This is a genomic window from Micromonospora sp. M51 (assembly GCF_018070305.1).
Classification (GTDB): domain Bacteria; phylum Actinomycetota; class Actinomycetes; order Mycobacteriales; family Micromonosporaceae; genus Micromonospora; species Micromonospora parva.
On record NZ_JAGPXZ010001147.1, the window covers coordinates 1 to 1,303 of the forward strand.

Sequence of the window (1,303 nt, forward strand, 5' to 3'; positions counted from 1 at the left end):
GTTGAAGACCCGGCCGCCGGCGCCGGCCGACAACAGCAGGGTGTCGGTGCCGGCGTTGCGGGTGCTGACGGTGCCCATCGACTGGCCGGTCGGGTCGGTCGCGACGTTGTTGAGGTTGCCGCAGTGCGCGGCGGAGAGGATCCGCGCGTTCCCGTTCTTGAAGACCCCGAAGCCGGTCGAGCAGCCACCGCCGGTGGTGGCGTTGCGCCAGGCGGCACCACCCCACCACGGCGCGCTGTCGTCCCACCGCGTCGCGGGCGCGGCGGCGACCCCGCTCTGCACGGTCACCGGCACGCCGGCCATGGCCGTCGCGCCGAGCAGCCCGTCCTGCGTGCCGACGAGCAGGCCGGCCCCGTCGGCGCGCGGCCCGACCGTGGTGATCTCGTTTCCGGCCTTGGCCCGCAGCCGATCGGCTGCGGCAAGCAGTTCCCGCTGCGAGTACGCGGCGGGCAGCACCTGGGTGGCGACGGTGGCCCGGGCGGTGGCCACCAGGCTCGCCGGCGGCTCACCCTTCCAGTAGACCTGGAGGTGGCGGGTGGTGGGGTCGGCGACGATGCCGGCGAAGCCGGAGTTCGGGCTGCGTTCGGCCACCTTCGTGATCCGCTCGGCGGCGGTGTTCATGCGCTGCTGCAGCCGGAGCAGCTCTGACCAGGAGGCGAAGCCACCGGGCACCGGTGTGCTGTCGACGAAGGATCCGGCGGTGGTGGCCTTGCCGCCCGGTGCGGCGGCGGCCGGAATGGTGGTCAGGCCCGCGGCGAGCAGCGTGAGACCGATCGCGGCGACGGCGACGCGACGCAGCAGCGCCACCGGGCGTCGGGTGGTCGGGTGTGGACGGATCATCGGGTACCTCTTCCCCCAGGGGTCGTGGAGCGGGCCGTGCCCGCACCAGGACGGTGGCACCGGCGCCCGCGTCGCGGGGCGGATCCTGGACGGGACTGGACACCGCTGGACGGCGCCGGCCGGTGACGGTCCGCAGTGGAACTGTCATAGATTGGCAACTGTCTATCGATCGGCGAGTGGGCGGAATTACCCTGCCCGTGCGTGTCCGGGGGGCCGGACGACCGGGGGTGGGGGCCGCATGTCTGACCAGTGGGTACCTTCCGGTGCTCATCACACGTCACATGGGTCGCCGCTGGCGTTCGAGCTGGCCCGGGCCGCCGCCGAGGCGCAGACCCTGCCGGAGTTGGCCGGGGTGCTGCGCCAGCTGCGTCGGCGCGAGGCGCGGCAGCAGGGCGAGACGCTGCTGACGTACCGGCAGCTGGCAGCGAAGACCGGCTGGTCACGCGGGATCATCGGGGAGTAC

Annotated in this window: 1 protein-coding gene and 1 pseudogene; one reads left to right on the top strand and one right to left on the bottom strand. The window is 73.5% G+C overall.

What is annotated here, in order from left to right:
• Positions 1-840, bottom strand: a pseudogene (locus KBX53_RS33210) (S1 family peptidase); the annotation flags it as partial.
• Positions 841-1,078: 238 nt separating this feature from the next.
• Between KBX53_RS33210 and KBX53_RS33215 the strand changes: the two are divergent.
• Positions 1,079-1,303, top strand: a 225-nt coding sequence (locus KBX53_RS33215) for a hypothetical protein (protein WP_210863815.1), incomplete at its 3' end; no start/stop codon positions are given.